We start from the raw sequence: 26,318 nt of genomic DNA, 5'->3' as shown, positions 1-26,318 counted from the left end.
AACTGGTCACACCTCTTTAGCCAGCGAGAAGCGATGTGAGGTAGCTTGCGACACCAGACTCGGAGCAGCTTGTTGTCACATGGTCGGCGGCCGCCTTGCACGAGGGTAGGGCGTTTTCCATTGCCACGCCATCTCCTGCGGTCGAAAGCATAGTGATGTCGTTGTCGTTGTCCCCAAATGCGACAGCGTTGCAAAGTGGGATGCCCAGCTCGTTGCAAAGCCACTTGACAGCCGAGCCCTTGTGAGCGCCCACGTCCGTCACCTCGACGTTGCAGGGAAGCGAGGTCGTCCTTCTCAGGCTGGGCACAGCGTCGATGATCGACCAAACCGCCTCGGCTTCCTGCGCGTCATGATAAAAGAAGTTAAGGCGTGTGATGCTGTGCACTTGGTCGAGCAACTCTTCGGCGGAAAGGTCATGAGGGATTCTGCTTGACTTGATGAAATCCCGTGTGGGAGCGCTGAGGTTGACTTCGTCGATGCGGCGGAAGCGGCTCCGTTCGATATAGACGTGTCCGTCGGCGAAGATGTCAAAGACGACGGGCATGTCGCAAATCTGATGAAAAATGTCGAGCACGAGCTGTTTGTCGATTTCCAAGACATGAAGCACGGCGTGAGTTTTGACATCGACGATGAGTGCGCCGTTGCAGCAAATTGCATGCTTGACGGCGGGATGGGCTACAAGCTCCGGGGGAAGGGCGTCTTCGTTTCGTCCCGTGCAGGGCACGAACTCTATACCACGACGGTACAGTTCATCGAGTATGGCGAGATTGTCGGCAGTGATGGTCTTCTCAGGGGTGAGAAAGGTGCCATCCATATCGGAAAAAACGATGCTGACCATGGGCGATACGGTCTCCTTCCAAGATGTGGGCTTAAATCCATTCGCTTCGGCACTGCATATTGTGAGCTGTTACACGGCGCTCTTCAGCGCTTCTTTAGCAATCTTACGAGAATGAAATAGTAGCGTAAGCCAAATCGATGGTTGTCCCGATGTGTTCCTGCGAGTATACGAGTCGAGGAATTCAAACTCCGCTCAACGGTGGAGTAGGCGAAAGGAGCACATCATGAAGGACATCATGGATCAAAACATCGTGCAGGCGAACATGGGCCAGGTTGAGATGACTGTTTGGTTGGGAATCATGGCCCTTATGGGCTCGGGAATGATTGCTCTGCTGGCGATTTTCTCCAATTGACGACCCAGTCTCTATCGCATGGAGGCGCATGCGCTGAACTTGGCGAGTGCGAACCGCTCGTCGAATTGCGAGCAATGCGCAATACGAACGATGCCGAGCAACAACGGGCGAAGACGAACGAACAAAGCAGGTCGAAGCAGGGTATCTTGCTATCAACAACGTGAAATGAGGGAAAACATGACGCAGGGTATTTCGGGTTTGGGCAGCACCGCGCCGGTGCTTGCCGCACAGCATGTCGAGAAGGTGTACGGCGGGCGCAGCAATGTGACCCGCGCACTCACCGACGTGTCGTTCACGGTGGAAAAGGGCGAGTTTGTGGGCATCATGGGCGCATCAGGCTCCGGCAAGTCCACGCTGCTCAACTGCGTGAGCACCATCGACTCGGTTACGAGTGGCAGCGTGCTCATCAACGGGGCGGATGTCACGCGCATGAAGTCCGACAGGCTCACCCGATTCCGCCGCGAACAGCTCGGCTTTATCTTCCAGGACTCCAACCTGCTCGACACGCTCACCGCTCGTGAGAACATCGCGCTGCCGCTCACCATTGCTCGCGTTCCTGCGGCGCAAACGCTCGACCGCGTGGAGCAGGTGGCGCAGCGCCTCAACATCACGGGAGTGCTGGGCAAATATCCCTATCAGCTTTCCGGTGGTCAGCAGCAGCGCGTTGCGGCGGCGCGAGCCCTCGTTACCGACCCTGCAATCATCATGGCCGATGAGCCCACGGGCGCACTCGACTCCAAGAACGCGCGACTCCTTCTTGAGAGCTTTGAGACCATGAACCAGCGCTACCAGGCTACGGTCCTCATGGTCACTCACGACAGCTTTGCGGCGAGTTATTCCAACCGCGTGTTGTTCATCCGCGACGGGCGCCTGTTCACCGAGCTCAGGCGCGGGTCGACCTCGCGCCGCGAGTTCTTTGACCGCATTATGGAAGTTGTTGCGATGATGGGCGGTGAGGGTTCCGATGCTTTGTAAACTCGCATGGGGCAACGTGCGCCGCGCAGGCCACGATTACCTGGTTTACCTGCTTACGCTCACTCTCGCCGTCATCGTGTTCTACGCCTTTAACACGGTTTCGATCCAAATTGATTTTGCGACGATGGAGCAAGGGCTCTCCGAACTTCTCGGGGGCATCATCCGCGGCCTTACGGTGTTCCTGGCGCTAGTGATGGGCTTCTTGATGGTGTACGCAAATAACTTCATCATGAAGCGCCGCAAAAAGGAATTCGGCTTGTACCAGGTGCTTGGCATGAGCCGTGGACAAGTTTCGCGTATCATGGCGCTCGAAACCGCCATCGTGTCGGGCTGCGCGCTCGTGCTTGGCATCGCGTTTGGCGTCGCGCTTTCCTGGCTTATGACGTTCTTTACGGCATCGCTGTTCAAGGCGCAAATCTCGGGCTTCCATTTCTTCTTTTCCGTGGATGCGTTTTTGTGGACGGCGGGCTGTCTGGTAACGATTTTCCTGGTCACGCTTCTGTTTAACCTGCGTGTGGTGCGTCGCGCCAAGATCATCGACCTTATGCATGCCGAGCGCCAAAACGAGCTCATCAAGGTTCGCAATCCGTGGATTTCGGCCCTTCTTTTTATGGCGGGGGTCGTGCTCATCGGCGTGGCGTATTATCGCCTGCTGCGCGACGGCTTACCTGTTGATGCCGTGCCTGAAGAACTCGATACCAAAATGTTGGACTTTTGGATCACCACGCTTATGGTGACGATCGGCACGATCTTGTTCTTCTTTGGCCTTTCGGGCTTCTTACTTAAGGTTCTTCAGAGCGTGCGCGCGTTGTATTGGCGCGGATTGAATATGGTGACGATGCGACAGCTTTCTGCCAAGGTCAACACGGTGAGCTTCTCGATGGCCGTTATCGCCATGATTTTGTTCCTCGCCATCACGAGCGTGACGGGCGGCATGTCAATCGCCAGTGCGATGAATTCGAACCTGGAGCGCTGGACCCCGGCGGATTATTGTTGCACGCTCATCTACTATCGCGCGCCTTCAAGCGGCGAGGACTCCATAGGAAGAATCGCGGCTGACGAGGGGGAGACCACGGTGAGCGAGCCGGTCGACCTATTTAAGGAGAGTGCGAATAATACAATCGTATCGACAGGGGAACCGTTTGACCTGTCGCGTATTGCGAGCAAGCACGTTCAGACCAACTTCTACGATTCGACTCCCGACGATTCTTCCGAACCGCTCATCTCACTGAACGACTTATGCCTGGCTGCGGATTTGCCGCTGCCCGTCGGTATGGAAAACGCCGATTCAAACACGATGGGTTTGATGGTTATCAAAGAGAGCAATTACAACGAGTACCTGAAATTTCGCGGCATGGATACGGTTGATTTGGGTTCGGATGGTTACCTGCTCACATGTGATATGGGCTCTACTATCACTGGGATATACGATCAAGTCATGCATAAAGGCACCTTGCTCGAAATGGGCACCTTCCAACTGCATCCCAAGGCGGACCAGGTTGATATAGAGGCAAGCGCGTTTATGATTTCCGGCATGGGAGGTAACTCCGGCACCATCGTGGTTCCCGATGAGGTCGTCGATGCATGCAATCTGCCGCTGTACGTGAGCGACCTGCTTGTCGACTATAAGAAGGGCCTGCCTTATGGGGAGGCAGAGCAGTATGTGCAGGAAAAGCGCGAATATAACGATCCGAGCACTTCCGAGGGCAAGGTGTATGGTCTATGGGGCGTCGAAAATACGCGTCTCGAAGCGTATGAGGGTGCCAATAACATGAATGGCCTTGTCAGCTATCTTGCAATCTACATCGGATTCGTGTTGGTCGTTGCCTGCGCAGCTATTCTGTCCATTCAGCAGCTCTCGGGCGTTGCGGACTCTGGGAAGAACTGTCGTATTTTGTCCGAGTTGGGTACTGCGCGTCGAGAAATCATGCATTCCGTGTTGGTGCAGCAGGCCATCTTCTTCTGCGCTCCGCTGGTGGTCGGCATCGCCCATTCTCTTGTGGCGCTTCGGGTGGTCATTGAGATTGTGGAGCTGTTCGGCGGTCTGTCTATTGGCGGAACGGTGGGTATGACCTGTGCGATCTTCCTGCTTTCCTATGGCGGGTACTTTTTGGTTGCCTACGCTATGAGCAAGGGCATCGTGCGCGACGCCATCAGTTTGCGACATGCGGCGTAAGGATCGGTGTAGGAGCCGGTAGAAGGCTTCGCTGCTCCTATCGTCGCGTTGCGAGTCGTCCAGCGAGCTGCCCGCTAAATTAGGCCAGTAAAAAATCCCCCGGCTGAGCATTCAACCGGGGGACTATTCGCTTCCGAAGCGTCTGTGCGTTAGCTCCGCACTACGTTACTTAACGCGTGCCTTGGGCTGCTGCTGGGTGATGCAGTGGATGTTGCCGCCGCCGTAGATGATTTCGCGCGTCATGATGCCGATGACCTCACGGTCGGGGTAAGCAGCCTTGATGTCCTCGAGGGCCTGGGCGTCGTTGACATCGCCGAACTGGGGAACGAGTACGGCGCCGTTGATAGGCAGGAAGTTCAGGTAGCTCGGCTCGAAGGCATCCTCGGGCGTGCGGGGCAGGCTTCCCTCAACGAGGGCGATGGTCGAAGCCTCTTCCTCGGTCATGTACACCGACTCGCTCGGCATAATCACCTTGTGAATCTTGAGCTTGCGACCGCGTGCGTCCGTTGCCTCGGACAGCGTCTTGTATGCGTCCTGGCACTCCCTATAGAACTTGTGGTTGGGGTCGTCGGTCCACATGCAGCACACCTCGCCGGGGGCGCTGAAGCACGCAACGTCGTCCACGTGGCCGTTGGTCTCGTACGGATCGATGCCGTCCTTGATCCAAATGACCTTCTCAATGCCCAGGTACTCGCCCAGGAGCTCTTCAATCTGCTCCTTGGTGTACTGCGGGTTGCGGTCCTCGTTGAGGAGGCACATTTCGGTGGTCACCACGGTTCCCTGGCCGTCGCAGTTGAACGATCCGCCCTCGAGGATGTAGTCCTCGGGACGATAGCGGCGCACGCCTTCGATCTGGCTGATCTGCATGCCGAGTGAAGCGTCCTTATCCCACGGGAAATACAGGCCGTCGATGAAGCCGCCATATGCGTTGAAGTGGAAGTGCGACAGGGCGACTTCGCCGTTGTCATTGACGAGGAACGCGGGACCCGGGTCGCGGATCCAGGAGTCGTTGTACTCCATGAGCAGCACGCGGACGTTTTCCTCGGAGTCGAACATCTCACACACGGCCGGATAGTCCTCGGAGTTCACGCCGACGGTGATGGGCTGGAAGCGAGCAACGGTGCGGATGATCTCGGCAAAGACCTTCTGCGCCGGCTTGGCGCCACCGCGCCACACATCGGAGCGGTGCGGCCACAGAATCCAGGTGCGCTCCTGCTCCTCGTATTCGCCTGGCATGTAGAAGCCGTCGGCCTTGGGCGTGGATTGGGATTGGTAGACAGTGCTCATGCTCGCTCCTTTTCACGAGGTCTTGAGTTCCCGGAAGACCGTGGCGTTCGTTTTGAGCGAACGTAAGCCTTCCCTACAGTGTCCATAATCCGCCATCCCAACGGTCGCGGCAATTGAACGAGATGGTCTTTCCGCACCCGTTTGTTCCGCAGTTTTGACCAAAAGTTCTAGATGAATGATTGAATTTTACGCGTGGGGCTATACTCAAAGAAAGCCGCGATTAAGCGGGGTTGAACTGCTGTCCAAAGCAGGCGGAGCTGTTGAGGTGGGGCGAACACATGGAGCCAACGGAAAACATTGACGCGGCCCAGTCCGTCTTGCGTGCCGAGCAGTGGGAGCTCGTCAACGAGATGGCGCTTTGGCTGCACGGCGAGCGCGTGTGTTCGAGCTTGCAAAAGGGGATACTTGAGCGGCTCAAGGCGATCATTCCGCATCAGACGTCGATGTTTGACCTGTGCCGCGAGCGCGAAGGGCGTGTGGAGTGCTTCAGCCCCGAAGCGCTGGGCATCTCCGATTCCGCGCTTGAAGAGTACTACCGCACTTATGCGGCGCAGGATTACACGGCGTGGGGATTTACGCCCGATCATGCGATCGTCTATCGCGACCTTGATGTCATTGCACCAACCTTGCGGGACACCACGTCGATCTACCGTGAGTGGATGGAGCCCTTGGGCCTGTACTACGGCATGGGATGCACCATCGTCCAAAATGGTGTGATTTACGGCACGGTCACGCTGTTCAGGTCGCGTGAGGACGGCGATTTTTCCGAGGAAGACGTGGCGATATTGGCGCAGGTTGGCAAGCACTTGGGTGTTCACTTTGCGTTGCTGTGGCCGCATGGGTTTACTACAGCTGGCGAGGCGAATGCACTGGAGCAGCTCGCACGCGAGCACGGCATTACGGGGCGCGAGCAGGAGGTTTTGAACCTCATGGCAGGCGGCGCAACTAACCAGGACATCGCGCGGACGCTGTTCATTTCAGAGTCGACGGTCAAGAAGCACATCAACGCGCTCTATCGCAAGCTCAGCGTGCAAAATCGTGTCCAATTTGCGCAGGTAGTGTACGCGCCCGAGGATTGACGGGAAGGTCCGCGCGGCGGTCGTCCAGTCCGTTTAAGCTGCCGTTTCTCCAAAAGAAAAGTTTCGCCAAAACAAAAGGCGCGCACCGATCGGAACACGCCTTTTGCGGTTGGTGGCGTGTGGGGTTACACCGCGGGCTGCTGCTGGGTGGCGCAGTGGATGTTGCCGCCGCCGAGGAACATCTCATGGCAGGGCACGCCGACGACCTTGCGATCGGGGAAGGCCTCCTTGAGGACCGCCTCGGCCTCGGCGTCGTACTTCTCGTCGTCGAACAGCGGGAAGACCACGCCGCCGTTGCAGGTGTAGAAGTTCACATAGGAGGCAGGGAGGCGCGAACCAACCGCGGGAGGCCAGAACTCGCACACGTCATCCATGCCGTCGTGCTCCTCCTGCGTGAGCAGGATGGGATCGGGGATGTGCAGCTTGCGGATCTTGAGCTTGCGGCCCTTGGCGTCGGTGGCGTTCGAGAGGGTCTCGTAGCAATCGTGGCTGATCGCATACTGGGGATCCTCGGGGTCGTCGGTCCAAGCCAGGACGCACTCGCCGGGAGCGGTGAAGTTGAAGATGTTATCCACGTGGCCGTTGGTCTCGTCCTCGTAGATGCCTTCCTTCATCCAAATGACCTTTTCGACGTTCAGATACTCCTTGAGCGTGTTCTCGATGTGCTGCTTGAGCTCATCGGAGAAGGCCTCATATTCGCCAAAGGAGGCGTTGCGTCCCTCGGAGAGTAGACAGCACTCGGTCACCACAAGGGTGCCCTCGCCGTCGACGTGGATGGAGCCGCCCTCGAGGATGAAGTCGTCCAGACGATAGCGGTCGCAGCCAACCATATTGCACATCTTGGAGGCAACACGGTCGTCCTTGTCCCACGGGAAGTACAGGCCGTCCACCAGGCCGCCCCAGGCGTTGAAGGACCAGTCCACGCCGCGGAGCTCTTTGCCGTTGGTCACGAAGGTGGCACCGGTGTCGCGAATCCAGAAGTCGTCGTTGGAGAGCTCGACGATCTGGGCGAAGTCGCCGGCTGCGCGGTAGGCAACCTCGTACTGCTCGTCAGAAACGCCGATGGTGACGGGTTCGAACTCGGAGATGGCGCGGGCAAACTGCAGGAACTGCTTCTGTGCGAGCTTGGCGCCATAGCGGAACGTGTCGCGGCGCTGGGGCCAGATCATCCACGTGCGCTCATGCGGCTCAAACTCGGCCGGCATACGGAAGCCGTCAGCCTTGGGGGTGGTGGTCAGGGATTTCATGGATTACTCCTCTTCCTCAGCAGCGGTTTTTGCTGCGTGGTTAATGACAAGTTCACCGATGATCTGGGTAATGATGACGCCGCCCACCACAACGATGAGGTACGTCATGGGATCCTCGCCCTCAGGTGGGATGGTGAAGCCGATGACGGCGAACGTAAGCAGCACGGCGTGAATCACGGCGACCACGGTCGGCAGGACCTTGCCGGGGATGGCGAACGGACGCTCGACCTCGGGATCGTCTTTGCGCAGCTTGATGAGGACGAAGGACAGGACGATGTAGGGGAAGAAGAAGATGATGGACGTGAAAGCGAGCAGGGTCCAGAACAGGTCGCTGCCGGAGCCGGCGGTAAAGCCGTACACGAGCATGAGCACGGTGGAGGCGATGCCCATGAGGACTGCGGGGCCAACCGGGGCGTGAGCCTTGTTGGTCTTGGCGAAGATCTTGGGGAACTCGCCCGCCTCGCCGGCTTCGAGCGCCACGGAGTTGCCGCCGATGGCCCAGGAGAAGATGTAGCTGATGTAGACCATCAGCAGCGCGATGGTGATGAGGCCCACGGCAATCTTGCTGCCGCCGTAGATGACCAGCAGGGCGTCGATCATGCCCGAGGCCTCGTCGATGCCACCCTGGGGAAGAACGAACAGCACGGCGACGGCGGAGAGCAGGTACACGAGGATGGATACGAAGCCGGAGACTGCCATGGCGCGCGGAACGTCGCGGCGTGGGTTCTCCATCTCACCGGCGTTGCAGGAAATGAGGTCCATGCCGGTGAGGCCGTAGATGTACACGGGAACGAGCATGAGCAGGTTCAGGTCAAAGGTGGGGATCATGGTCTCGGCGGTGAACTCATTGGCACTACCGTTGGTGGTGAGCCACCAGATGCCGCCGCCGATGAGCGCGAGGCAGGCGACGAGCTTCATGATGGAGCCGAGGTTGGAGATGATCTTGCTCTCCTGCAGGGACATGCAGCACAGGCCAACGGAGAGCCAGGTGCCGATGATGGCCAGGACCGTTACGGTCAGGGTGGAGAGTTCGATGCCGAGCACCTGCTGGAACACGATGATGAGGGTCACGAGCGTGCAGGGGACGAACGAGATGACGTTTGCCCAATACCACCACGTGCTGCGTGCAGCCCACTTGGGTCCGAACGCCTTGTCGGTCCATACATACAAACCGCCCTGGTCGGGATAGGTGGAGCCGAGCTCCGCGCAGATGAGTCCGTGCAGGAGCAGATAGATTCCGCCGAAGACGATGATGCAGAACACCATCGACGGGCCGAGCGATGCCTGGGAGGAGACGAGCTCAATTGAGAAGAACGATGCGAATGCCAGGCAAATCACATCAAAGAGCCGTAGCTTTTTTGTTTCCATATTCTGTTTCCCTTTCCTATATGGACCTACCTCATGGAAGGGACTACCCGTGAGGGCGGCTTGCACCCCTTCCATGTGACGCCCCTGATTATGAAAGGGAGGTGTATGGATAATCGGCGGCTGTAACAACTCGTTACGCCCTGGAACGAGTTGGAAATCTGTTACATTTTGTAGAACATCGTTACATGCACGGGTACGTCAGTTGGCGCGATGCTGTGGCTTGACATATATCGTCGAATGCGAGTTCCGCACGAGCCGAAGAGCCCAGTGGGCTCTTCGTGCGAGCAGGACTGTCCGAGCGGGCGACGACATATGTCAGACCAACTACTCCTGCTGTTCCCTTTTCTGCCGGCGTTTTATCAGGCCATATGAGATGTAATCGACGAGCGAAAGCATCGGTGCGCGCGAGGACAGGTCTTCGCCGTCGATTGAGATGCGGTTGTAAAAGACGTAGAAGTCGAAGTCGCTCATGCCCATCAGCGTGTTCTTGCCCGATTGCGTGATGGTGGCGACGCAGGGGCTGTGTAGGGACAAGACGCGCTCGACGAACTCGATGACCTCGGTGTTCTCACCCGAAAGCGAAAACACGAGGAGCACGTCGTCGTCTTGCATACGCTCGATGGCTTGCCGCTTTTCCAGGCGTTCCATCGGCAACATGGCGGGAATCCCTAGACGCAGCAACACCTGATACATGTAACGCGCGATCTCATGGTCGAGATTGAGGCCGTAACAGTACACGCGGTGAGCCTGCTCGATGCGCGCGCATAGCTTTTCAATGGAAGAGCTGGAAATCACGCGCACGCTTTCGATGATGTCCTTGAGATATTCCTCTGAAAACGTTTTTTGGTACAGCACCGAGGGGATGCTACTTTGCGCCGCCGTGTGCTGGGCGAGCTTGAGGGAGTCGGAAAACTCGCGATAACCGCTAAACCCCAGCTTTCGGGTAAAGCGCAGGATAGTGGTGGAGGACACAAAACAACTTGCGGCAAGTTCGCGGATGCTCATATCTTGGACTTGGTTGGCATGGTGGATCACGTATTCAAACACCTTGCGTTCATTGGTGTTGAGATCGCGTACATGCTCGTTGATTTGGTCAAAAAAGCCCATAACCGCTCCATTGCGACGACGCAGCTCGTTGATGTAACAACGTTCACAAAAGTATAACACGCTCCAATTTTGTTTCAGCGTTTTACAGCTTGTCACTTCCAGCAGAAAAGCGATGCGGGGATGCGTAGCGTAATGGACGGGCAGCGAAACCCTGGCGTCCGGGCCCAACGTTCGTGCGAGTGGTCGCGCAACCGGGCCCGGGGAGCGCCCCGTCAAGATGACGCTCAGTCAACAAGAAAGGATTTGACCATGACTGCAATGACGCGCACCCACGGTGAGGTTAAGCACTTCCTCGACACCATCGACCTCTCCAAGCAGGAGATGCTTGACCTGTTTGAGACCATCCGCATGCTCAAGGAAATGGACATGCAGGGTGCTGTTCCCAAGATCCTCAAGGGCGCTTCCCTTGCCATGATCTTCGAGGAGCCCTCCACCCGCACCCGTGTTTCCTTCGAGACCGCTATGACCGACCTCGGTGGTCACGCGCTGTACCTCAAGCCCGGCGAGATTCACTTCGGTTCCCACGAGGCCATCCGCGACACCGCCCGCGTTATCTCCAGCATGACCCACGGCATTATGCTGCGCGCCAAGGAGCACGAGGAGCTGCTCGCCCTCGCCGAGTACGCCACCGTGCCGGTGTTCAACGCCATGACCTACTACAACCACCCCACCCAGGGCGTTTGCGACTTCTTCACCATGAGCGAGCATCTGCCCGAGGGCAAGAAGCTCGAGGACATCAACGTTGTGTTCGTGGGCGACTCCCGCGAGGACACGGGCATCATGAGCAAGGAGACCGGCCACATGTGCGCCACCCTCGGCCTGCATTACACCGTGTGCTCCCCCAAGAAGTACTCCATGTCCGAGCAGGAGCAGGCCAAGATCCGTGCCAAGATGGCCGAGACCGGCGGCACCCTCGTGGTGACCGACGACGTCGATGCAGCTGTCAAGGATGCCGACTTCATCGTGCCCGATGTTTGGACTTACTACGGTTACGAGGACGAGGAAGAGGACCGCATGGCCTCCTTCATGCCCAAGTACCAGCTCAACATGGAGATGCTCGAGAAGGCTCCGGCCCACTGCAAGGCCCTGCACTGCCTGCCCGCCAACCGTGAGGTCGAGATCACGAGCGAGGTCCTCGATCACCCGACGCGCTCCCTGGTGTTCCAGGAGGCCGAGAACCGCTTGCACACCCAGCGCGGTCTGCTCGCTTGGTTCCTGTATCCGCGTCTGCGCGAGGCCGACGAGACGCTCATCGCCTACAACGAGGGCAAGCTCCGCAGCTTCCTGGACACGACCCTCAAGTAGGGTGATGTAGAAAGTCGCTCCCTCCGCTTTGCGCAGCTCCTATCTTTCGATTGGTAAAAGTCCGGTTGCTCTGTGCAGCCGGGCTTTTGCGTTTGATGTGGAGCACCACATCGTAGGGGAGCGCACTTTCCGATATCAGGACAATGTTTTGGGTGAACGCACCCTGTTAGATGTGCGCCCGTGAAACACGGCGGCCTTCGCGGCGGATTCGCCGTTTTTTCTCGATTCTGTTGTTATCTGGCAGTTTTTGCCAGATTTGCATGCCTGAGGGCCCGTTCATATTGGCTCGCATGCTCTCTTTTGTTGATAACAACAATGTCCGATTAATAAAACCGCAGATAACGGGAATTGTACGATGTAAGCGATGCTTTGGTTGCACCATCACTCCCATCGTTGCCTCGCTGTGCGGCACGCAAATATGGCAAAAATTGCCACAATTGGCGTGATTTCAGAAAAAAGTTGTCGTGGCGTAGTGTCGATCGGGCGTTTTGGGTGCTGCCCCCTCGTGCTCAAGTCGTCATGTGCGCAAAGAGCTCCTTCGCATATGAGCAATGTCAAAAAAATCTAAGTCTTAGGCGCTTAGGTTTTATGAGCGCAAATGTGGGTACTATAGCTCTCGTTACCTGATGCGCGCCGTATGGCACGTGGCGACATCGCCACAGCCCGTAGGCGCTCAGTTTGAGCAATGGAAAGGAAGAAGCGACGCATGCGCAAGTTCAAGACAGAGAGCAAAAAGCTGCTCGATCTCATGATCAACTCGATTTACACCAACAAGGAGATCTTCCTGCGTGAGCTGATCTCCAACGCATCCGATGCGGTGGACAAGCTCAACTTCAAGAGCCTGTCCGATACCAGCATTCAACTCAATCAGGATGACTTGGCAATTCATGTGAGCTTTGATAAGGACACCCGCACGCTCACGGTTTCCGATAACGGCATCGGTATGACCGCCGATGAGCTTGAGAAGAACCTAGGCACCATCGCCCACTCGGGCAGCCAGGAGTTCAAGCAGGAAAACGCCGAGAGCCAGGGCGGCGATGTGGACATCATCGGCCAGTTTGGCGTGGGCTTTTACTCGGCGTTCATGGTTGCGTCCAAGGTGCGCGTGGTCAGCCGTGCATTCGGCGAGGATGTCGCACATGTGTGGGAGTCCGACGGCCTTGAGGGCTACACCATCGAGGACGGCGAGCGCTCGGAGCACGGTACCGATGTGATCTTGACCATCCGTGAGAACGAGCCGGGCGAGAACGGTGAGCCGGGTGAAAACTACGACACCTATCTTTCCGAGTGGGGCCTCAAGAACCTGATTCGTCGCTATAGCAACTACGTGCGCTATCCCGTTCGTATGATGGTTACCAAGAGCCGCGAGAAGGAGCGCCCTGCCGACGCGCCGGAGGACTACACGCCCGAATACGAGGACTATCAGGAGCTCGAAACCATCAACTCCATGACGCCCATCTGGAAAAAGCGTTCTTCCGATGTGTCGGATGAGGACTATGCCGAGTTCTACAAGTCCACGTTCCACGACTTTGAGGATCCTGCCCGCACGGTGAGCTTCCATGCCGAGGGCGCGCTCGAGTACGATGCGCTGCTGTTCATCCCGCAACGCGCTCCGTTCGACCTGTACAGCAAGGACTACGAAAAGGGTCTCGCACTGTACAGTTCCAACGTGCTCATCATGGAAAAATGTGCCGATTTGCTGCCCGATTACTACAACTTCGTGCGCGGCGTGGTCGACTCCCAGGACGTGTCGCTCAACATCTCTCGCGAGACGTTGCAACACAATCGCCAGCTCAAGGCCATTGCCAAGCGTGTGGAAAAGCGTGTGACAAGCGAGCTTGAGAACATGCGCGACAACGACCGCGAGGCATACGAGAAGTTCTTTGAGAACTTCGGCCGCGGTCTTAAGTTCGGAATCTATTCGAGCTACGGCATGAAGGCCGACGAGCTCGCCGACCTGCTGCTGTTCTGGAGCGCCCGTGAGAACAAGATGATCACGCTCGCCGAGTACGCCAAGGCCATGAAGGATGGCCAGCAGACGATCTACTATGCTGCCGGCGACGACCGCGACCGCCTTGCCAAGATGCCGGTGGTGCGCGGCGTGCTCGACCGCGGCTACGACGTGCTGCTGCTCACGGCCGACGTGGACGAGTTCACCTTCCAGGCCATGCGCGGTTACACTGCCAAGAACATGCCCAAGATCTATGAGGACGATGCCGCCCGCGAGGCCGCGGCCAAGGCCGTGGAGGACGGCGCCGAGCCCGAGGTCGAAGATCGTTCTTTGGAGCTCAAGAACGTGGCCACCGGCGACCTCGACCTCGCCACCGAAGATGAGAAGAAGGATGCCGAGGAGGCTACTAAGGAGCATGGCGACTTGTTCGATGCCATGAAGGAGGCCCTGGGCGATAAGGTGGAGAAGGTCGCGGTTTCCGCCCTCCTCACCGATGCGCCGGCGTGCATCACAACCGAAGGCCCGCTGTCGCTTGAGATGGAGAAGGTGCTTGCGCGTGGTCCCGAGGCTGAGATGGGCGATATGCCCAAGTCCCAGCGTGTGCTCGAGCTTAACGCAAAGCACGCGGTGTTTGCCAAGCTCGTTGCCGCTCAGGAGGCGGGCGACACCGACAAGCTGGCGCGTTATGCCGGTTTGCTCTACGATCAGGCGCTGCTGGTCGAGGGCATTTTGCCCGATGACCCCGTGGCGTTCGCCAGCGCGATCTGCGATCTGATGTAGGTGGGTTTACGCTGCCTTAGTGCCGTTGGAATCTAAATGCAATCTGAAACAACAAGAGGGCCCCTGTTGGGGCCCTCTTGCCGAGTCGCTCAAAGCTTGGCGTTGATTTGCGCTCGTCGTGGTTCGTCACTGCTGCGGTTACGTTCCGGTTTACTGCGGTGTTGCCATGTTGAGTGCATTGAGCAGGTTGCCAAACGATCGCTTAAGGTTCGTTTTCTGATCGCTTGAACGGGTGGCGGTGGTGGAATCGAGGAGACCGAATCTCTGTGTAGGGGGGAAGGAGAAAGAGTTCGTACATGACGCATACGGACGGGAATTTCCGTTGCGTGAGGCACCTTTTAAGGGATGCATCCTCGGCCTCCTCGTCATCCACCGATACAATGCGCATTGAAGTTCGCTGCAAGTACTCCGTTGCGCTGATTCAATTATTGCCAGCAAACCGCTTCATTACCCCATAAGAAAGACTTATGAGCCTTTGCCCTCTTCGTGAAAGAGCAGGTAGAGGTGGAAAAATGGTTCCAATTCAACCGTAAGCGCCGATCTCGACTTTTCGTATGCCTTAAGAAACGGACCGTTTACCATGGCGCTTCTGTGGCGGGTCTGTCGTGGAGTTATGGAGGGTGGAAGTCATGTGGTTTTCGACTGGTTGCGGCGCACCCCTTCTGCCTGCGTAATGGATAAAAACCGCATATACTGTTCCATGCACATGCGCGCGCATCTACTTGAATGAACGTGCGGCGCGCTTCCCCGCAGTACGAAAGGGTCCGCCATGCAGACTATGTATCAGCAGATGAGCGACACCGAGCTCGCCAACGCGCTCGCCGATTTGAAAGACCAGGTTGCCGAGGTCAAGGCGCGCGGTCTCAAGCTCGATATGGCCCGCGGCAAGCCGTCTCCCGAGCAGGTGGGCATCTCCCGCCCCATGCTCGATCTTCTCTCCTCCGACTCCGACCTTACCGATGGGGGCGTCGACTGCTCAAATTACGGTTGCTTCGAGGGCATCCCCTCCGCACGCAAGCTTGCAGGCGAGTTCTTGGGCGTGCCGCCTGAGCAGACCATCGTGTTGGGCTCTTCGAGCCTGAACATCATGCAGGACGTCATCGTGCACTACTGGGAGAAGGGCGTTCCTGGCAATACGCCGTGGCACAAGCTCGAAAGTGTCAAGTGGCTCTGTCCATCGCCCGGTTACGATCGCCATTTTGGCCTTACCCAGGATCTGGGCATCGAGAACATTCCCGTGTGCATGACCGAGACCGGCCCCGACATGGATGAAGTCGAGCGCCTCGTGGCCGCTGATCCTTCCATCAAGGGTATGTTCTGTGTCCCCAAGTATTCCAACCCCACCGGTTGCACGTATTCCGATGACACGGTGCGTCGTCTTGCCACCATGGAAGCTGCTCCGGACTTCCGTATTGTGTGGGACAACGCCTATGCGGTACACGATTTTGGCGATGAGCCCGACAAGCTGGCGAACATCTTCGACTACGCGCGCGAGGCGGGCAACGAGGACCGCATCCTCGCCGTTGCATCCACGTCCAAGATCACGTTCCCGGGCGCGGGTATCGCGTTCTTCGGTTCTTCTCCCGCAAATGTTGCCGAGGTTGCTAACACTCTCAAGGTCGGTCTCATTTCGGCCAACAAGCTCAACCAGCTCATGCACACCCGCTTTTTGCCCACGCTTGACGCCGTGCGTGAGCACATGGCAAAGCATGCGGAGTTCCTGCGCCCGCGTTTTGCCTGCGTTGAGGAGAAGCTGACCGAGGGTCTTGCCGGTACGGGCTGCGCCACTTGGACGCATCCGCATGGCGGGTACTTCGTGAGCTTCGATGGCCCGGCGGGTTCTGCCAAGCGCGTTGGAGCGCTTTGCAAGGAGCTCGGCGTGGTACTTACGCCCGCGGGTGCAACGTGGCCGGGCGGGAATGATCCGCAGGATACGAACATTCGCATCGCCCCGAGCTATCCCAGCGTTGAGGATCTTGCCGCCGCGCTCGATGTGCTCGTTCTGGCCGTAAAGCTCGTAAGCGCCGAGCTCGCCCAGGAAGAGCGCGCTTAACGCGACGCGCCACGACATACGTGACATGTGAGAGGAAAGATGTCGCATGGAATTGACGATCACCACCAACCCCAATCCCGAGTGCTATGTGATTAGCGTGACAGGTGAGATTGACATTTCGAACGCCGACAAGCTTCGCAATGCCATCGATCTGGCGCTTGAGCAGCCCACCGAGCGCGTTGAGCTCGATTTTGCGAACGTCGCCTATATCGACTCGACGGGCATCGGCGTATTGGTCGGTGCCGCACACCACGCCGATGAGCACGGTAAGGGTCTTGCCATCACGGGCGCTCAGCCCAATGTGGTTCGCGTGGCGCAACTGCTCGGTGTCGATAAGGACATCGATATCACGGCAGCATAGATTAGATGCAAGTCCGTCGCTTTTGTTTGATAAAGCACGACGGCGCGGTATACTTCTACAATTGCCGTCTTTTGCGGACGACTTGTTCGCATAGCGCGCAGTATCCCGTGTGATGTGTCTTGGAGGAGTTTCGTGTTTGGAATTGGCTCAACTGAGCTTGCCATCATTTTGGTCTTCGGCTTTTTGCTGTTTGGGCCCGACAAGCTGCCCCAGATGGGGCGCACCATCGGTCGCGCGCTGCGTCAGTTCCGCGAGACGCAGGAAAAGCTGACCGCTGTCGTGCAGACCGAGGTCGTCGATCCCATGGCTGCGGCTGCGCAGTCAGGTGCCAAGAAGGCGGGCGTTGCCGTCGATGACGACTCCGATGCCGATGTGCCTGCAGGTGAGGGCACGGCTACTGAGCCGGCTCGTAAAGAGACGTTTGCCGAGCGTCGTGCTCGTTTGGCGGCTGAGAAAGCCGAGGCAGAGGCCGCCAAGACGACTGATGTTACGGATGCTGCCGGTGGGCCTGCAGAAGAGGTTGCTGTCGAGGGCGAAACTACTGCTCCCGAGGTTGAGGATGCCCCTGAACCCGCTGTTGCGGAACAGCCCGTGATTCGCACCACCGAAGACCTGTACGCCCGGAGCGGACGCCGCCGCAGGGCCGTCGATCCTGCTGCTCAGGCAAAGGCGAAGACGGAAGAGGTTGCTGAGGATACGGCTGCCCCTGTTGCGGACGACGCCTCTGCTACCGCCACTGCTGAAGATATGAGTGTGAAGGCAGAAGATGCCTCCACCGACCCCGCCGCAGAGGGGGGTGAGCAGTAATGCCCATCGGACCTGCGCGAATGCCGCTTATGGACCACCTCGGTGAGCTGCGCCGCCGCCTCACCATCGTGATCGTCTCCATCATTATCGCCACCGTGTTCATGTATTTCGCTACGCCGGTGCTCGTTGATATTCTCAAAGACCCCATCATGCCGTTCCTGCCCAAGGGCACGGATTTGTACATCATGTCGTCGCTGGGCGGCTTTGCCATCAAGTTTGGCTTGGCGGTCAAGGTCGCGGCTGTCATGTGCACGCCCATGATCGTCTGGCAGATTCTCGGGTTCTTCCTTCCTGCGCTTAAGCCGAACGAGCGTAAATGGGTGGTGCCCACGGTTTTGATCGCAACGGCGCTCTTCTTTGCCGGTGCGATTTTCTGCTACTTCTTCATTGTTCCTGCTGCGTTTGAGTGGATGATTAACGAGACGAGCACCATTGCCGCCGCACTTCCCGATCTTGAGAACTACCTCAACATCGAGATGCTGCTCATGATTGGTTTCGGCGTGGCGTTCGAGTTGCCGCTTATCGTGTTCTACCTGGCTGTATTCCACATTGTGCCCTATGCTTCGTTCCGCGCTGCCTGGCGCTACATTTACGTGATCATGCTCGTGGTCTCGGCGTCCATCACGCCCGACGCCTCTCCGGTCACGTTGATGTTCATGTATGCGGTCATGCTCTCGCTCTACGAAGTCGCTCTGTTCATCACCCGTTTTGTGGTGCTGGCGCGCGACGGCAAAGAGGGTCTTACCACGTCCCGCCTGGGCCTGTTCTTCGATGACGAGGACGATGAGGAGTAGCGCTCGTTATTGAGCCACCGTTGAGTGCAAAGTTGAATGAAAGGCCGCTTGCATTTGAATGCAAGCGGCCTTTCATTTCAAAAATGACGGAAATGCGCAAATCTTTTCGGATCTAGCGAGTAGAGGCGAATTCTATACTCCTCTCACCTGCGGTTTTGCAGTTCAAAATTGCCGTCTACTCGGGAATACGAAGATGAATTATGCATTTCCGTCATTTTTTAAGAACCTGTATCTCCGCGGCGCGTAGCGCGATGCGAATGGCCTGGTTTCAATGTTGGGCACATGGCAATCGCCGGTTTCAAATGCGCGCTGCAACAGGGATTTATTTTTTCGTTTGACACGTCGAACAAGCGCGTTCCAGTGTGTCGGATTTATCTCGGATTCGTGTTGGGCGGCCCGGCGTGCTCGATGGTCATTTCGCGCAGCGATGGTAACTCGTGTATAGTGAGCCGACAGCACACTATATATACAGTGCCGGATTCCCGGCTTAGAAGGAGCATCCGTGAAGCTCGTCGTCGCAGAGAAAAACATCGCCGCGCAAAAAATCGCGCAGCTTTTGGCTGATACCGGCAAACCCAAGGCAGATAAGGTTTACAACACCCAGGTCTACCGCTTTACCGTTGACGGTGAGGAGTGGGTCTCGATGGGTCTTGCCGGTCACATCCTTGCCCCCGACTTCCCCGATGAGATTCTGTTTGACAAGAAAAACGGCTGGTACAGCGTAACGGAGGAAGGGGAGGTCCTAGCTGCTGACGTGCCGGATGGCCTTGCCCGTCCGCCGTATGACACCAAGCGCAAGCCGTATCTGGCAAACGGCATCTCCATTAAGGGCTGGAAGGTCGAGAGTCTGCCGTATCTTACCTGGGCCCCCATCGTAAAGCTCCCCGCCGAGAAGGAGATTATTCGCGTTCTCAAAAACCTTGCCAAGAAGGCAGACTCGGTGGTTATCGCTACGGACTTCGACCGTGAGGGCGAGCTTATCGGTGCCGACGCGCTCAACATGGTGCGCGAGGTTGCTCCCGATTTGCCCGCGAGTCGCGCTCGTTATTCCGCGCTTATCAAAGGCGAAGTAACGGAGGCTTTTGCCAACCTTGTGGAGCTCGACCAGAACCTTGCCGATGCGGGAGAGTCGCGCCAATATATCGACCTCATTTGGGGTGCAGTTCTCACGCGCTATCTCACGCTTGCAAAGTTTGGCGGTTTTGGCAACGTCCGCTCTGCCGGTCGCGTGCAAACGCCAACGCTCGCTTTGGTGGTTGAGCGCGAGCGCGAGCGTTTGGCGTTTGTCCCCGAGGACTACTGGCTCATTCGCGGCATGGCTGCTCACGGCGATGACGAGTTCAAGATTTCCCATGCGGCGGGGCGCTTCTCTGACAAGGCTGCTGCGGAATTGGCGTTTAAGCACGTAGATGGTGCAAAAACGGGCACGGTTACCACGGTGACAAAGCGCTCTCGTAAGCAGGCGCCACCCGTGCCGTTCAACACCACATCCCTGCAGGCTGCAGCTGCGGCTGAGGGTATTTCACCTGCGCGCACCATGCGCATTGCCGAGTCTCTCTACATGAGTGGCTTTATCTCCTACCCGCGTGTCGACAACACGGTGTATCCCAAGAGTCTTGACATTGCTGGCATCGTGAAGGACCTTGCTTCCGAATCGCCTGCGTTGGCGCCCGTGTGCAAGAAGGTGCTTGCCGGTCCGCTCACACCCACGCGTGGCAAGGTGGAGACCACCGACCATCCGCCTATCCATCCCACAGGCCAGGGCGATCCCACCACGCTCTCCGGTGCGGATCGCAAGCTTTATGACCTCATCGCGCGCCGCTTTTTGGCCACGCTTATGGGTCCGGCGACCATCGAGAACACCAAGCTTTCCATCGACGTGGCGGGCGAGCCGTTTACCGCGAGTGGCGACGTGCTGGTCGATGCTGGCTTCCGTGAGGCGTATCCGTATGGTCTCAAGCGTGACGAGCAGCTGCCGGCGCTGTCCGAGGGCGATGTCGTTGATGTGCATGACATCAAACTCGAGGCCAAGCAGACCGAGCCGCCCGCACGTTACAGTCAGGGCAAACTCGTGCAGGAGATGGAAAAGCGTGGCCTGGGCACCAAGTCCACGCGTGCGAGCATCATCGAGCGCCTGTACGCGGTGAAGTATCTCAAGAACGACCCCATCGAGCCGAGTCAGCTCGGCATGGCGATCATCGATGCGCTTTCCGAATTTGCGCCGCGCATTACCACGCCCGACATGACCGCTGAGCTTGATAACGACATGACGCAGGTTGCCGAGGGCAAGGATACGCAGGATCACGTTGTTGAGCACTCGCGTGCGCTGCTCGCCGGCATGCTCGACGATTTGATTGCCCACAAGGACGATCTGGGTGAGGCGATTAGCGACGCCGTGACAGCGGATGCCCGCGTGGGCGCGTGCCCCAAGTGCGGCAAGGACCTCGTGATGAAGACTTCCGCCAAGACGCGTGGCAGCTTTATCGGTTGTATGGGTTGGCCCGAGTGCGACGTTACGTATCCCGTGCCGAGCGGTGTGAAGGTGAGCCCACTTGAGGGCGAGGCCGCCGTGTGTCCCGAATGCGGCGCACCGCGCATCAAGTGCCAGCCGTTCCGCAGCAAGGCGTATGAGCAGTGCGTGAACCCGCAGTGTCCCACCAACTTCGAGCCCGATCTCAAAGTGGGCGAGTGCGCGGTGTGCGCCGAGGCGGGCCGACATGGAGACCTGATCGCTCACAAGAGCGAGCGCAGCGGCAAGCGTTTTATTCGTTGCACCAACTACGAAGAGTGCGGCGTGAGCTATCCGCTGCCCGCACGCGGCAAGCTTTCGGCAACTGGCGAGGTTTGCGAGCATTGCGGCGCACCCGTGGTCGTGGTCGAGACGGCTCGTGGTCCATGGCGCATTTGCGTGAACATGGATTGCCCGAGCAAGGAGAAAAAGCCGGCACGTGGACGTGGTAAGGCTACGGCTGCAAAGAAGCCGGGTGCCAAGAAGGCAACGGCGAAGAAATCCGCTGCAAAGAAGAAGGCATAACGCGCATTACTTTCGAATAAGAATCGGATTGGGACGGTTTACGTGAACTCATACGTGTCAAAGGAGCATCAGGGTTTGTTTATCACCCTTGAGGGGATCGATGGCTGCGGTAAATCCACCCAAGCGGAGCTGTTGGTGCGTGCTCTCGAGGATGCGGGTCACGACGTGCTGCGCCTGCGCGAGCCAGGTGGCGTGAAGATCTCCGAGCAGATCCGCGCTGTATTGCTCGACCCGTCAAACGGAGAGATGGGTGACGTTTGCGAGCTCCTGCTGTACGAGGCGGCTCGCGCCCAGCTCGTGCACGAGGTCATTGCCCCTGCGCGGGCCGCCGGACGCACGGTGGTATGCGACCGTTTTTACGACTCCACCACCGCCTACCAGTCGTTTGCCGACGGGCTCGACCGCACTATGGTTTCCCATGCCAACGCCATCGCTGTTGATGGATGCCATCCCGATCTCACGCTGGTGTATGACCTAGATGTTGAGCAGGCGTATCGTCGTCGCTCTGGACGTGAGGCGGAAGATCGCTTGGAGCTCAAAGGCTTGGAGTTTCAGCGCAAGGTTGCCGAGGGCTTTCGCACGCTTGCTTTAGAGGAGCCGCAGCGCGTGAAGCTCATTGATGCTGCGCAGGATATCGAAGCGGTGTTCGAGCAAACGGTGAAGGTTGTGCGCGGTGCGGGTATCAAGATTTAGCGCCCAATATGCCCTGTTGATGTAAACGGACCTAAGCCCGTTCGAGTACCTGCCAGCGTAACATTTTGTGCGAGTATGATAGCCCTGTTGCCGCTATGTATCGATGCGCTCTGAGATGCAAAAGGAGGTGCGTTCGTGAACAATGCCGGATTGGATAAGAGTCTGCTGAGCCAGCTTTCCACGCAGCCGCGCGTACGCGACTTTCTTGCCCGTGCGGTGGCACAGGGGCGCACGAGCCATGCCTATCTGTTTCTCGGCGCACCTGGATCAGGCAAGCTTGACGCCGCTTGGGCACTCGCCCAGGCTCTGTTGTGTGAAAACAGAGCTTCGTCGGGCGTCGGCGGCGAATCCGGCGCGAGTCCCTCACCCGCCTGTGGCACCTGCGACCACTGCCAGCGTGTTTCCCGCCATACGCATCCGGATGTACATTATCTCGCGCCCGAGTCTGCGACGGGTTACCTCATCGCCCAGACGCGTGAGCTGCTTGAGGACGTTGCGCTTGCGCCGATTCGCGCCAAGCGCAAGGTCTATATTATCGACCGTGCGGAGCAGCTGCGTGCCAACACGGCAAACGCCCTGCTCAAGACGCTCGAGGAACCCCCTGCGACCGTGACGTTCATCCTGTTGGGTACCAATGCCGACAGCATGCTCCCCACCATCGTCTCGCGTTGCCAATGCGTGCCGTTCCGCGCGCTTTCCACGCATGAGGCGGTCAAGGCGGTGGAACGCGCTACAGGTTTGCCTGCTCAAAGGTGCCGTATGGCCTTCTCCGTAGCGGGCAGCTCCGCACGCGCCATCGAGTTTCTCAAGAGCGCCGACAGACAGGAGGCCCGTCGTTCCGTTGTCCGCGCGGTGGATATGCTCGCGCATTCCGACGAGGCGGACATCTTGGCTACGACCAAAGAACTCATGCTCACAATTCACGCCCCGCTTGCCGAGGTTGAATCCACGCAAAAGGCCATTTTGGAGCAGAACCAGGACTATTTGTCTCGTGGAGCACTCAAGCAACTTGAAGATCGCAACAAGCGCGAACTTTCCGCGCGCGAGCGTTCGGGTATCATGGAAGCGTTGGCGAGTGTTCGTTCGCTGCTGCGTGACGTGCTGGTACAGCTTGAGGGAGCGCAAAGCGAGCTTGTGAACGAGGATGTGGCCGACGTGGTCGAGCGTATGTGCGCGCGCACCACAACCGCCGGTGTTCTTCACGCACTCGACGCGGTCAAAACCGCCGAGTGGCGCATCGCGCGAAACGTTACCCCCCAGCTGGCCATCGAGGTCATGCTCTTCGATATCAGGAAGGCGCTGTAATGCCCGTAGTTGTACCTGTCAAATTTTCGTTTGCCGCACATGAGCTGTGGTTTGACCCGCGCGATCTCGACATCGTGGAAGGTGATTACGCCATCTGCTCCACCGAGCGCGGTACCGAGATCGGTTTGGTGACGGCCGACCCGTTTGAGGTCGAGGAAGAGGAGCTCGCGGCTCCGCTCAAACCCGTTGTCCGCATTGCCACCGAAGTCGATCTCGATCGCGCCGATGACCTGGCCGATGCGGGCGAAGACGCCATGTTTGACTTCCGCCGTTTGGTGGAGAAGAACGGGCTCGAGATGAAGCCCGTGGGCGTGGAGTATCTCTTTGGTGGCGAGAAAGCCGTGTTCTACTTTGCCGCCGAAGATCGCGTGGACTTCCGTCAGCTGGTAAAGGACCTTTCTGCGTTCTTCCACGTGCGTGTGGACATGCGTCAAATCGGCGTGCGCGACGAAACGCGCCTGCAGGGAGGCTATGCCACCTGCGGTCAGGAGCTGTGCTGCACGCGTTTTGGCGGCCAGTTCGAGCCGGTGAGCATCCGCATGGCCAAGGAGCAGGATCTTCCGCTCAATTCCGCCAAGATCTCGGGCGTGTGCGGGCGCTTGATGTGCTGCCTGCGTTACGAGTTCGAGGCGTACAAGGACTTCAAGAGCCGTGCGCCCAAAAAGAAGACGCTCATCGATACGCCGCTGGGTAAGGCGCGCATCATGGAGTTTGATACTCCGCGTGAGCAGCTTATCCTACGTTTGGAAAGCGGTAAGGTGTTCCGCGTGAGCCTGGCGGACATGACCTGCACGGATGAGAACAAAGAACGCTGTGAACAGCAGAAATGTGCGTGCCGCCCCGACTGCGTGACGCGTGACGTGCTTGAGAGCCTTGAGTCTCCCGAGCTTGCGCTCGCGCTCATGGAGCTCGATCGTAAGAACGGCGTGGACGTGGGCGATGGCCTGAGCTCCTTCGATCGCATCATGCCGAGCGAGTCTGCCCCGCGTCGTCGTGTGGACGACGAAGAGCGTACGTCCGATGAGGATGTGTCCGCTTCCGGTTCCGGTCGCAGTCGTCGCGGCCGTAAGGGCTCCGGCAAGGATCAGGGTCAGGGCAAGCAGAGCCGCTTGCAGAGCAATACCCGTACGCAGCGCAATGAGCGCACCGCCGATACTGACGAGGCTCCATCCTCTTCGCGCCGTCGCCGTCGTCGTGCGGCTGCGCCTGAGCAGGAGGAGGCTCGTCCCACTTCAACTGCAGTCGACCGTTCTGTCGATTCTGAGCAGGGAACGCGTCGTCGCCGCCGTCACACCACCGCGAATGCTGCGTCCAAGAGCGAAGAGGCAAACGAGTTGTCGCGTCGCACCCGCTCGCATCGCTCCGACACGCGTTCCGTTGCCGAGCAGCTGGCCGATGGCGAAGTCCAAGTGCAACGCCGTCGTCCTGGCGATGGCGGGGGAGCACCGCGTCGTCGCCCCGGTGACGGTGGCGGCGCCCGTGCGAACGTTGCCTCTGAACCCAAGCCCGCTGCAGATGACGCCGCGCCCAAGAAGCGCCGCCGTCGCAGGAACCGCAAGCCCAAGCAGGATGGTGGCTCGGACGCCGCCCCTTCGGCGGAGTAGATGACGCCGCCGCCCACAGGCTTGCCAGTTAACAGAGACTGCAGCCCTCCCTCGCCATGATGCGGGGGAGGGCTTTTTCATACTGTTTGAGATTGGCATTAGGTGCGAGGGGGAGCTGTGTTGGGCAAGGGAGAAAGACGGCCCGAAGCAACATTTGAGGTCGAGCAAGGTGCTGCGTCCGAAGTTGGGCGGTTTAAGCTCAACGCAAGAGGATGTCCAGACCGGGGTTCACTTGGCAATAGCTCATGTTATCGAGCGCTCAAGGATCGTCTTTACACGGCGGTGGCAGAATTGCTTTCGCCCACACGCTGCGCATCATGCGAGCGACCAGGAGAGTTGATTTGCGAGAAGTGCCGCGATGCCATGGTGACAATTGATCCAACGCAAGCGTGTGTACGCTGCGGCGCGCCATTTGGATCGCTGCTCTGCACGGAGTGCGAGGGAATTGACCTGGCACACGATCGCTGTTTGGCCGCCACGGTATTCGAGGGGCCGCCTTCACGCATTGTGCGCGCGTATAAGGACGGGGGAGAGCAGCGGCTTGCACAGGAGATCGCGAGCACGATGTTTACCGCTGCCCGCGCAGCCGAGCATGAGGACCCCGCACGTTATGGCGGGTTGTTGTCGCAGCTAGATGCCGTGACGTTTGTTCCCGTTACCGCCGCTGCATATCGGAGGCGCGGGTTCGACCATATGGAACTTGTGGCCCGCGCGTTTGCAAGGAAGTCGGGAATCCCCTTGCTCGACGTGCTCGCAAAGCGGGGTCATGCGGATCAGCGCGAGCTTTCGCGTGCAGAGCGCATGGAGCAGTCGCAACGTGTTTACGTTGTCGTGGCGCCCGATTTGGTGCGAGGCAAACGCCTTCTGCTGCTCGATGATGTGATTACCACGGGCGCAACAGTATCAGCAGCGGCACGCGTCCTCAAACTTGCGGGAGCTACTCACGTGGACGTCCTCGCTTTTGCCCGCGTGTGGGGTGAATAGTTTTCGATTGGTCGAATCTAATACAACCCATTATGAGCTGCGGTATACTGTTCCGTTAGTTCCTTCCAGGCTGTGGTTGCGGGCGAGCTTTTTCGTGGCGTTTGCTGTGAGCGCTCTCCCTAGTCCAAGACAGACGCGGTCAAAGGGATCCACGTAAGTCTTCGCGTGCGCGCGAGGGCGATCATGGCGCGTCCTAGAAGTCAGTCGCACCGCTCGTT

At 58.3% G+C, this 26,318-nt stretch carries 20 protein-coding genes; 15 read left to right on the top strand and 5 right to left on the bottom strand.

What is annotated here, in order from left to right; translation table 11 throughout:
* Positions 1-16 precede the first annotated feature (16 nt).
* Positions 17-838 carry a Cof-type HAD-IIB family hydrolase gene (locus C1711_RS04420; protein ID WP_102337970.1) on the bottom strand — a complete coding sequence of 274 codons (822 nt, stop codon included), beginning with the start codon at positions 836-838 and terminating at the stop codon, positions 17-19.
* A gap of 223 nt (positions 839-1,061) precedes the next feature.
* Between C1711_RS04420 and C1711_RS07920 the strand changes: the two genes are divergently transcribed.
* The 3 genes from C1711_RS07920 to C1711_RS04410 all read left to right on the top strand — a co-directional run bounded on the left by C1711_RS07920 (position 1,062) and on the right by C1711_RS04410 (position 4,341).
* Positions 1,062-1,190, top strand: a complete 129-nt coding sequence (locus tag C1711_RS07920) for a hypothetical protein (protein ID WP_267892298.1) — start codon at positions 1,062-1,064, stop codon at positions 1,188-1,190.
* 177 nt (positions 1,191-1,367) lie between these two features.
* Entirely contained in the window at positions 1,368-2,165 is a 798-nt protein-coding gene (locus C1711_RS04415) for an ABC transporter ATP-binding protein (protein ID WP_102337969.1), read from the top strand.
* Positions 2,155-4,341 (top strand): ABC transporter permease, encoded by a 2,187-nt coding sequence (locus tag C1711_RS04410; RefSeq protein WP_102337968.1) that lies wholly within the window; start codon positions 2,155-2,157, stop codon positions 4,339-4,341. The genes C1711_RS04415 and C1711_RS04410 overlap by 11 nt, the downstream gene beginning before the upstream one ends.
* Before the next feature lie 165 nt (positions 4,342-4,506).
* Here C1711_RS04410 and aguA (C1711_RS04405) read toward each other — a convergent pair whose 3' ends face one another.
* Entirely contained in the window at positions 4,507-5,628 is a 1,122-nt protein-coding gene (aguA, locus tag C1711_RS04405; RefSeq protein WP_102337967.1) for an agmatine deiminase, read from the bottom strand.
* Positions 5,629-5,906: 278 nt separating this feature from the next.
* On the opposite strand from aguA (C1711_RS04405), the gene C1711_RS04400 reads away from it, so the two are divergent.
* The gene (locus tag C1711_RS04400; RefSeq protein ID WP_102337966.1) at positions 5,907-6,707 is read left to right on the top strand and encodes a helix-turn-helix transcriptional regulator; all 801 of its coding nucleotides are present in this window, start codon (positions 5,907-5,909) and stop codon (positions 6,705-6,707) included.
* Between the two features lie 125 nt (positions 6,708-6,832).
* Here the strand turns inward: C1711_RS04400 and aguA (C1711_RS04395) are convergent, their stop codons facing one another.
* The 3 genes from aguA (C1711_RS04395) to C1711_RS04385 form a co-directional block, all read right to left on the bottom strand.
* Positions 6,833-7,954 carry an agmatine deiminase gene (gene aguA, locus C1711_RS04395; RefSeq protein ID WP_102337965.1) on the bottom strand — a complete coding sequence of 374 codons (1,122 nt, stop codon included), beginning with the start codon at positions 7,952-7,954 and terminating at the stop codon, positions 6,833-6,835.
* Positions 7,955-7,957: 3 nt separating this feature from the next.
* The gene (locus C1711_RS04390; protein ID WP_102337964.1) at positions 7,958-9,322 is read right to left on the bottom strand and encodes an APC family permease; all 1,365 of its coding nucleotides are present in this window, start codon (positions 9,320-9,322) and stop codon (positions 7,958-7,960) included.
* Between the two features lie 324 nt (positions 9,323-9,646).
* A complete protein-coding gene (locus C1711_RS04385) occupies positions 9,647-10,429 on the bottom strand; it encodes a MurR/RpiR family transcriptional regulator (RefSeq protein WP_102337963.1) in 783 nt (260 codons plus the stop codon).
* Positions 10,430-10,678: 249 nt separating this feature from the next.
* On the opposite strand from C1711_RS04385, the gene argF reads away from it, so the two are divergent.
* From argF to C1711_RS04330, 11 genes are all read left to right on the top strand, one after another.
* On the top strand, positions 10,679-11,734 hold the full coding sequence (gene argF / locus C1711_RS04380) for an ornithine carbamoyltransferase (protein ID WP_102337962.1): 1,056 nt from the start codon (positions 10,679-10,681) through the stop codon (positions 11,732-11,734).
* 706 nt (positions 11,735-12,440) lie between these two features.
* The gene (htpG, locus tag C1711_RS04375; RefSeq protein ID WP_102337961.1) at positions 12,441-14,465 is read left to right on the top strand and encodes a molecular chaperone HtpG; all 2,025 of its coding nucleotides are present in this window, start codon (positions 12,441-12,443) and stop codon (positions 14,463-14,465) included.
* Positions 14,466-15,234: 769 nt separating this feature from the next.
* On the top strand, positions 15,235-16,518 hold the full coding sequence (locus C1711_RS04370) for an aminotransferase class I/II-fold pyridoxal phosphate-dependent enzyme (RefSeq protein ID WP_102337960.1): 1,284 nt from the start codon (positions 15,235-15,237) through the stop codon (positions 16,516-16,518).
* Positions 16,519-16,564: 46 nt separating this feature from the next.
* Positions 16,565-16,879: an STAS domain-containing protein gene (locus tag C1711_RS04365; RefSeq protein WP_102337959.1), complete on the top strand. Its 315-nt coding sequence runs from the start codon at positions 16,565-16,567 to the stop codon at positions 16,877-16,879.
* Positions 16,880-17,011: 132 nt separating this feature from the next.
* Positions 17,012-17,686: a Sec-independent protein translocase subunit TatA/TatB gene (locus tag C1711_RS04360; protein WP_102337958.1), complete on the top strand. Its 675-nt coding sequence runs from the start codon at positions 17,012-17,014 to the stop codon at positions 17,684-17,686.
* Positions 17,686-18,480, top strand: coding sequence for a twin-arginine translocase subunit TatC (gene tatC / locus C1711_RS04355; RefSeq protein WP_199824838.1), 795 nt, complete (start codon positions 17,686-17,688; stop codon positions 18,478-18,480). The genes C1711_RS04360 and tatC overlap by 1 nt, the downstream gene beginning before the upstream one ends.
* 502 nt (positions 18,481-18,982) lie before the next feature.
* A complete protein-coding gene (locus C1711_RS04350) occupies positions 18,983-21,514 on the top strand; it encodes a DNA topoisomerase I (protein WP_102337957.1) in 2,532 nt (843 codons plus the stop codon).
* Between the two features lie 75 nt (positions 21,515-21,589).
* Positions 21,590-22,207: a dTMP kinase gene (gene tmk / locus C1711_RS04345; RefSeq protein WP_234346230.1), complete on the top strand. Its 618-nt coding sequence runs from the start codon at positions 21,590-21,592 to the stop codon at positions 22,205-22,207.
* 135 nt (positions 22,208-22,342) lie between these two features.
* A complete protein-coding gene (holB, locus tag C1711_RS04340) occupies positions 22,343-23,512 on the top strand; it encodes a DNA polymerase III subunit delta' (RefSeq protein WP_102337956.1) in 1,170 nt (389 codons plus the stop codon).
* The gene (locus C1711_RS04335) at positions 23,512-25,116 is read left to right on the top strand and encodes a PSP1 domain-containing protein (protein WP_102337955.1); all 1,605 of its coding nucleotides are present in this window, start codon (positions 23,512-23,514) and stop codon (positions 25,114-25,116) included. Before holB ends, C1711_RS04335 begins: the two co-directional genes overlap by 1 nt.
* 336 nt (positions 25,117-25,452) lie before the next feature.
* On the top strand, positions 25,453-26,100 hold the full coding sequence (locus C1711_RS04330; protein WP_234346229.1) for a ComF family protein: 648 nt from the start codon (positions 25,453-25,455) through the stop codon (positions 26,098-26,100).
* Positions 26,101-26,318 lie beyond the last annotated feature (218 nt).

Source organism: Collinsella provencensis, from assembly GCF_900199705.1.
In the GTDB taxonomy this organism is placed as follows: Bacteria; Actinomycetota; Coriobacteriia; order Coriobacteriales; family Coriobacteriaceae; genus Collinsella; species Collinsella provencensis.
This window is presented reverse-complemented; position numbering and strand designations above follow the sequence as displayed.

Excerpts from the sequence above, each read along its gene's own strand:
- htpG (WP_102337961.1), top strand. The coding sequence starts at position 12,441 with ATGCGCAAGTTCAAGACAGAGAGCAAAAAGCTGCTCGATCTCATGATC.
- C1711_RS04365 (WP_102337959.1), top strand. The coding sequence starts at position 16,565 with ATGGAATTGACGATCACCACCAACCCCAATCCCGAGTGCTATGTGATT.
- C1711_RS04420 (WP_102337970.1), bottom strand. The coding sequence starts at position 838 with ATGGTCAGCATCGTTTTTTCCGATATGGATGGCACCTTTCTCACCCCT.
- C1711_RS04415 (WP_102337969.1), top strand. The coding sequence starts at position 1,368 with ATGACGCAGGGTATTTCGGGTTTGGGCAGCACCGCGCCGGTGCTTGCC.
- C1711_RS04400 (WP_102337966.1), top strand. The coding sequence starts at position 5,907 with ATGGAGCCAACGGAAAACATTGACGCGGCCCAGTCCGTCTTGCGTGCC.
- C1711_RS04370 (WP_102337960.1), top strand. The coding sequence starts at position 15,235 with ATGCAGACTATGTATCAGCAGATGAGCGACACCGAGCTCGCCAACGCG.
- aguA (WP_102337967.1), bottom strand. The coding sequence starts at position 5,628 with ATGAGCACTGTCTACCAATCCCAATCCACGCCCAAGGCCGACGGCTTC.
- C1711_RS04335 (WP_102337955.1), top strand. The coding sequence starts at position 23,512 with ATGCCCGTAGTTGTACCTGTCAAATTTTCGTTTGCCGCACATGAGCTG.
- C1711_RS04390 (WP_102337964.1), bottom strand. The coding sequence starts at position 9,322 with ATGGAAACAAAAAAGCTACGGCTCTTTGATGTGATTTGCCTGGCATTC.
- argF (WP_102337962.1), top strand. The coding sequence starts at position 10,679 with ATGACTGCAATGACGCGCACCCACGGTGAGGTTAAGCACTTCCTCGAC.
- C1711_RS04410 (WP_102337968.1), top strand. The coding sequence starts at position 2,155 with ATGCTTTGTAAACTCGCATGGGGCAACGTGCGCCGCGCAGGCCACGAT.
- aguA (WP_102337965.1), bottom strand. The coding sequence starts at position 7,954 with ATGAAATCCCTGACCACCACCCCCAAGGCTGACGGCTTCCGTATGCCG.
- C1711_RS04385 (WP_102337963.1), bottom strand. The coding sequence starts at position 10,429 with ATGGGCTTTTTTGACCAAATCAACGAGCATGTACGCGATCTCAACACC.
- tatC (WP_199824838.1), top strand. The coding sequence starts at position 17,686 with ATGCCCATCGGACCTGCGCGAATGCCGCTTATGGACCACCTCGGTGAG.
- C1711_RS07920 (WP_267892298.1), top strand. The coding sequence starts at position 1,062 with ATGAAGGACATCATGGATCAAAACATCGTGCAGGCGAACATGGGCCAG.